Source organism: Cryobacterium sp. (genome assembly GCF_025463825.1).
Classification (GTDB): domain Bacteria; phylum Actinomycetota; class Actinomycetes; order Actinomycetales; family Microbacteriaceae; genus Cryobacterium.
On sequence record NZ_JAODBG010000062.1, the window covers coordinates 1 to 5,131 of the forward strand.

Genomic DNA, 5,131 nt, shown 5'->3' on the forward strand with positions numbered 1-5,131 from the left:
CCGCTGTCTCAGCCATCGACGCCACCGTGGTGTTCCTGTCGCCGGCCGCCCTGGCCAACGTCGTGCGCACCCAGGGCGCCCTCAGTCCGACCGACCGCGCCGCGCTCGCCGGCGTGAAGAGCTTCCTCTCTGCCGGCGCGCCCGTCTCCGAGCCGTTGCTCGCCTCGGCCGCGGCCCTGATGCCCGGCGCCAGCGCGCACACCCCCTACGGCATGACCGAGGGCCTGCTGATGACCGACATCACCCTGGACGGCATCCGTGAGGCCGCCCTCGACGACGTGGCCCGCGGCCCCGGCGGGGTCTGCGTGGGCCGTGCCGCCGCCACGACGAGGGTGCGCATCAGCGCCCTCGACGAGAACGGCCGTGCCGTCGGCGAACTCTCGGAGGCCGCCGGGGTGACCGGGGAGATCGTGGTCTCCGCCCCGCACGTGAAGGACCACTACGACAGGCTCTGGCTCACCGACCAGGCCGCCACCCGCGGGGTCACCCCGGGGGAGCGCTGGCACCGCACCGGCGACGTCGGTCACCTCGACGCCGCCGGTCGGCTCTGGGTCGAGGGCCGGATGCCGCACGTGATCACCACCGCCGCCGGCGTGGTCACGCCCGTCGGCGCCGAGATCGCCGTGTCGGCGCTGGCCCAGGTCGCCCGCGCCGCTGCCGTGGGCGTCGGTGCGGCCGGCACCCAACAGGTTGTCCTGGTCGTCGAGACGATTCCCGCCGCCACCCGGGTCGGCCTGGCCGAACCCGATCTCGCCGAAGACGTGCGGATGGTCGCCGGCCACCCCGTCGCGGCGGTGCTGGTGGTTCCGCACCTGCCCACCGACATTCGCCACAACTCGAAGATCGACCGCACCCGCCTGGCCGGCTGGGCCCACGGCATCCTCACCGGCGCCAGGCTGACCCGGCCATGAAGGTGCTCGTCACCGGCGCCAGCGGGTTCCTCGGCAGCGCCGTGGCGGCCGCCATCGCTGCCGCCGGCCACGAGGTGCGCTGTTTCCAGCGCCGGCCGAGCGGCGTCGCCGGGGTCACGGATGCACTCGGGTCGATCACCGATCCGGCCGCCGTCACCGACGCGGTGGCCGGGGTCGATGCCATCGTGCACCTGGCCGCCAAGGTCTCGCTGGCCGGCGACCCCGCCGAGTTCGAAACCGTGAACGTGGGCGGCACGCGCACCCTGCTGGACGCCGCACGCGCCGCGGGGGTGCCCCGGCTGGTGTTCGTGTCGTCGCCCTCCGTCGCCCACGCCGGCACCTCGATCACCGGCAGCGACGCGTTGCCGGCCGACCCCGTTCACGCCCGCGGCGACTACGCCCGCACCAAGGCCGCCGCAGAGCTCCTGGCCCTCGCCGCGGATTCTCCCGAGCTGCGGGTCGTCGCCGTGCGGCCGCACTTGGTGTGGGGGCCCGGCGACCCCCAACTGACCGAGCGCATCGTGGTGCGGGCCAGGGCCGGCCGATTGCCGCTGCTCGGTCACGGGGCGGCACTCATCGACTCGACCTACGTCGACAACGCCGCCGACGCGATCACCGCTGCGCTCGAGCGGGTGGATGCCGTGCACGGCAACGCCTACGTGCTCACCAACGGTGAGCCCCGGCCGGTGGCCGAGCTGCTGGCGGGCATCTGCACGGCCGCGGGGGTGCGCCCGCCGGCCTGGAGCGTGCCCGCCGGGGTGGCCCGCGCGGCTGGCTCGGTCATCGAGGCGGCCTGGCGGGTGTTCCCCGGCGCCGACGAACCGCCGATGACCCGGTTCCTGGCCGAACAGCTCTCCACCGCGCACTGGTTCGACCAGCGCCGCACGCGCGCCGACCTGCACTGGACACCGGTCGTCTCCCTCGACGAGGGCCTGGCCCGCCTGGCCGAGCACTACCGCACCGCCTGACCCGCCCGCGCCCGCCCGCCCGGCGGTCCGTGAGTTGCCAGTTGCGGCCCATTGGGTCACTCGCAACGGGCCGCAACTGGCAAGTCGAAAGGGTTGCGGCCGGAGAGAAGCCACTTGTGGGCAGTTCTCGCGCCCGGAACGAACCCCAACTGTCATCTCGTTGAAGCACGACGAGGAGATCGGACCTGACGGTTGCGCCCCGCTCGGGGCTGACGGCATACTCGCCCTATGGACTTCCGCACCGTCATCGAGCAATCCGGCGCCACCGCCACCGGAATCCCGGTGCCCGACGAGGTCGTTGCGGGCCTCGGTCCGGGCAAGCGGCATGCCATCACAGTCACGATCAACGGGCACAGCTACCGCAGTTCGGTGGCGCCGTACCGGGGGAAGTACATGATCGCGCTGAGCGCCGAGAACCGGGACAAGGCCGGCGTCGCGGGCGGCGACGAGGTGGATGTGACCATCGAGCTGGACGACCAGCCGCGCACCGTCGACGAACCCGAGGTGCTCAGTGCCGCGCTGGCGACGAACCCGGCCGCGCGAACAGCCTTCGACACGCTCTCGTTCAGTAACCAGCGCCGGCACGTGCTCGCAATCGAGGGTGCCAAGACCGATGCGACCCGGCAGCGCCGGCTGGACGCCGTGCTCGCCGAGCTCAACGGCGCCTGATACCCCGGCGCCCTCTACCGGCCTTGTCAGTTATCCGGTCGGCTCAACTGCCGAGGCCCAGCGCCGCGCGCACGATGGCCAGCGCCTCCTCGGGCGCCACCCCCCAGGACCTCGCCCGGTCGGAGTAGGCCACCGCAGCCAGCTGCACCTGCCGGTGCGGGGCATCCCCGGTCGCTGCGACGAACGAGCCGAGCCGGCCCCGGGTCTCGATCACCTCGTCCTGCTCCAGGGCGCGATAGCTGCGGGCCACGGTGTTCGGGGCCAGGCGCAGGTCCTCGGCGAGCCGGCGCACGGTGGGCAGCTTGTCGCCGGGGATCAGGGCCCCGGAGCGCACCGCGTCGATCACCTGCATCCGGATCTGTTCGTACGGCGGGGTCGCCGACATCGCGTCGACGGCAAGGTTCAGGCCGGGCATGGGCGCCGCTACTCCGGGCCGCGGTGGATCAGGCGGGTGAGCACGATCGCGCTGCGGGTGTGGTCGACGTTCGGGGCCAGGCGCACTTTCTCCAGCGCGGCCTCCAGACCTGGGATATCGCGGGCGCGGATGTGCACGATCGCGTCGGCGCTGCCGGTGACGGTGCCGGCATCCACCACCTCCGGCACGCCGGACAGGATGCGCAGGAGCTCGTCGGGTGCGACGGTCCCGCGACAGAACAGCTCAACGTACGCCTCGGTGCTCATCCCGTCGATGGCCGGATCCACCTGGATGGTGAAGCCGCGGATCACGCCGTCGGCGACAAGCCGGTCGACGCGGCGCTTCACGGCAGAGGCCGACAAGCCGACGACCGACCCGATGTCACCGTAGCCCGCGCGAGCGTTCTGACGGAGGAGATCGAGGATGCCGCGATCGAGGTTGTCCATCCGACCAGTGTACGCGGAGAATTTGCGCGAACCGTGGTTGCAACGCGTATTCCCTGCGTCATTGCGCAGGAAACGTCGATTCGTGCTGTGGAACACTAGAAGCGGCGTCTCTGTTCGATTCAGCTCCACCGAATCGTGCCGGGCTCACGAGAGCGACCTGGTCCGCCACCCATTCGCGTTCCGCTTCGCGCCCGCCGGCGGATCGCCAGCAGAGGAGCTCCCGTGTCAGTCGATCTAGCGTCCATCACCCCGGAGGAGTCCGCGGCATCCGCCGTGCGCACCCGGACCCCCATCACGCGCACCATCTTGATGTGCAAGCCCGAATTTTTCACCGTCGTCTACCGGATCAATCCGTGGATGGACCCGGCGCTGCCGACGGACACGAGCCTGGCCGTAGCCCAGTGGCAGACCCTGTACGACACCTATGTCGGCCTCGGCTTCGACGTACAGCTGATCGACCCCATCGACGGACTGCCCGACATGGTCTACGCCGCCAACGGTGGCTTCGTCATCGACGGAATCGCATACGGTGCCAACTTCACGTATCCGCAGCGACAGCCGGAGGGCCCGGCGTACATGGACTGGTTCGGCGCGAACGGCTTCGACGTGCGCGACCCCGCCGAGATCAACGAGGGTGAGGGCGACTTCCTGCTGGTCGGCAACGTCATCCTGGCCGGCACCGGCTTCCGCAGCGCCTCGAACAGCCACGAGGAGGTCTCCGGGATCTTCAACCGCCCGGTGATCACGCTCAAGCTGGTCAACCCGAGTTTCTACCACCTCGACACCGCCATCGCCGTGCTCGACGATTCCACTATCGCCTACCTGCCCAGCGCGTTCGACGAGCCCAGCCTGGCCATTCTGCGGGAGCGCTACCCCGGCGCCATCATCGTCACCGAGGAGGACGCCGCCATCCTCGGCCTCAACTCCTACTCCGACGGGTACAACGTCGTGATCGCGGCCCGGGCCAAGGACTTTGAACGGCAGCTGCGCGAACGGGGGTACAACCCGATCGGCGTGGATCTGTCCGAGCTGCTGCTCGGCGGCGGCGGCGTGAAATGCTGCACCCTGGAGCTGCGCCGATGAGCGCCCTGACCGAGCGGGCCGGCCACACCGCACAGTCCAGCCTGACGCCGCAGTCCAGCCTCACCGCGCAGGTGGGCCGAACCGACCAGAGCGTGGCGATCGCGCTCGAGAACGAGCACGCCGCCCACAACTACCACCCGCTGGCCGTGGTCGTCGCCTCCGGCGACGGAGCCTGGGTCACCGACATCAACGGCAAGCGCTACCTCGACTGCCTGGCCGCGTACTCGGCCGTGAACTTCGGCCATTCCAACCCGGTACTGCTGGATGCCGCGCGTGCCCAGCTGGGCCGGATCACCCTCACCAGCCGGGCGTTCCACAACGACCAGCTCGGCCCGTTCGTGACCGCGCTGGCCAAGCTGGCCGGCAAGGACATGGTGCTGCCGATGAACACCGGTGCAGAGGCCGTCGAGTCCGGCATCAAGGTTGCCCGCGCCTGGGGCTACCGGGTCAAGGGCGTTGCGGCAGGACAGGCGAACATCGTCGTCGCCAGTGGCAACTTCCATGGCCGCACGACCACCATCATCAGCTTCTCGGACGACGAGTCCGCCCGCGCCGACTTCGGTCCGTTCACGCCCGGCTTCCGCACCGTGCCGTACGGGGACGCCGCGGCGCTGGAGGCGGCCATCGACGAGAACACCG

The 5,131-nt window shown here is 70.9% G+C and carries 7 protein-coding genes; 5 read left to right on the plus strand and 2 right to left on the minus strand.

Annotated features, from left to right (window positions below):
• From JWP54_RS07975 to JWP54_RS07985, 3 genes are all read left to right on the plus strand, one after another.
• A partial coding sequence (locus tag JWP54_RS07975) for an AMP-binding protein (protein ID WP_297370019.1) occupies positions 1-911 on the plus strand: 911 nt, incomplete at its 5' end.
• On the plus strand, positions 908-1,879 hold the full coding sequence (locus tag JWP54_RS07980; protein WP_297370022.1) for an NAD(P)-dependent oxidoreductase: 972 nt from the start codon (positions 908-910) through the stop codon (positions 1,877-1,879). The genes JWP54_RS07975 and JWP54_RS07980, both read left to right, overlap by 4 nt.
• Before the next feature lie 228 nt (positions 1,880-2,107).
• Entirely contained in the window at positions 2,108-2,548 is a 441-nt protein-coding gene (locus JWP54_RS07985; RefSeq protein ID WP_297370025.1) for a YdeI/OmpD-associated family protein, read from the plus strand.
• Between the two features lie 43 nt (positions 2,549-2,591).
• Here the strand turns inward: JWP54_RS07985 and JWP54_RS07990 are convergent, their stop codons facing one another.
• Positions 2,592-2,963 (minus strand): GntR family transcriptional regulator, encoded by a 372-nt coding sequence (locus tag JWP54_RS07990; protein ID WP_297370028.1) that lies wholly within the window; start codon positions 2,961-2,963, stop codon positions 2,592-2,594.
• 8 nt (positions 2,964-2,971) lie between these two features.
• Complete coding sequence (locus JWP54_RS07995; protein ID WP_265397678.1) at positions 2,972-3,409, minus strand: Lrp/AsnC family transcriptional regulator; 438 nt, start codon at positions 3,407-3,409, stop codon at positions 2,972-2,974.
• Positions 3,410-3,652: 243 nt separating this feature from the next.
• Between JWP54_RS07995 and ddaH the strand changes: the two genes are divergently transcribed.
• Entirely contained in the window at positions 3,653-4,492 is an 840-nt protein-coding gene (gene ddaH / locus JWP54_RS08000; RefSeq protein WP_367274196.1) for a dimethylargininase, read from the plus strand.
• A partial coding sequence (locus JWP54_RS08005; RefSeq protein ID WP_297370032.1) for an aminotransferase class III-fold pyridoxal phosphate-dependent enzyme occupies positions 4,489-5,131 on the plus strand: 643 nt, incomplete at its 3' end. The genes ddaH and JWP54_RS08005, both read left to right, overlap by 4 nt.

Bases quoted from the DNA above. Each gene is read 5' to 3' on its own strand.
- JWP54_RS07990 (WP_297370028.1), bottom strand. From the start codon at position 2,963: ATGCCCGGCCTGAACCTTGCCGTCGACGCGATGTCGGCGACCCCGCCG.
- JWP54_RS07995 (WP_265397678.1), bottom strand. From the start codon at position 3,409: ATGGACAACCTCGATCGCGGCATCCTCGATCTCCTCCGTCAGAACGCT.
- JWP54_RS07985 (WP_297370025.1), top strand. From the start codon at position 2,108: ATGGACTTCCGCACCGTCATCGAGCAATCCGGCGCCACCGCCACCGGA.
- JWP54_RS07980 (WP_297370022.1), top strand. From the start codon at position 908: ATGAAGGTGCTCGTCACCGGCGCCAGCGGGTTCCTCGGCAGCGCCGTG.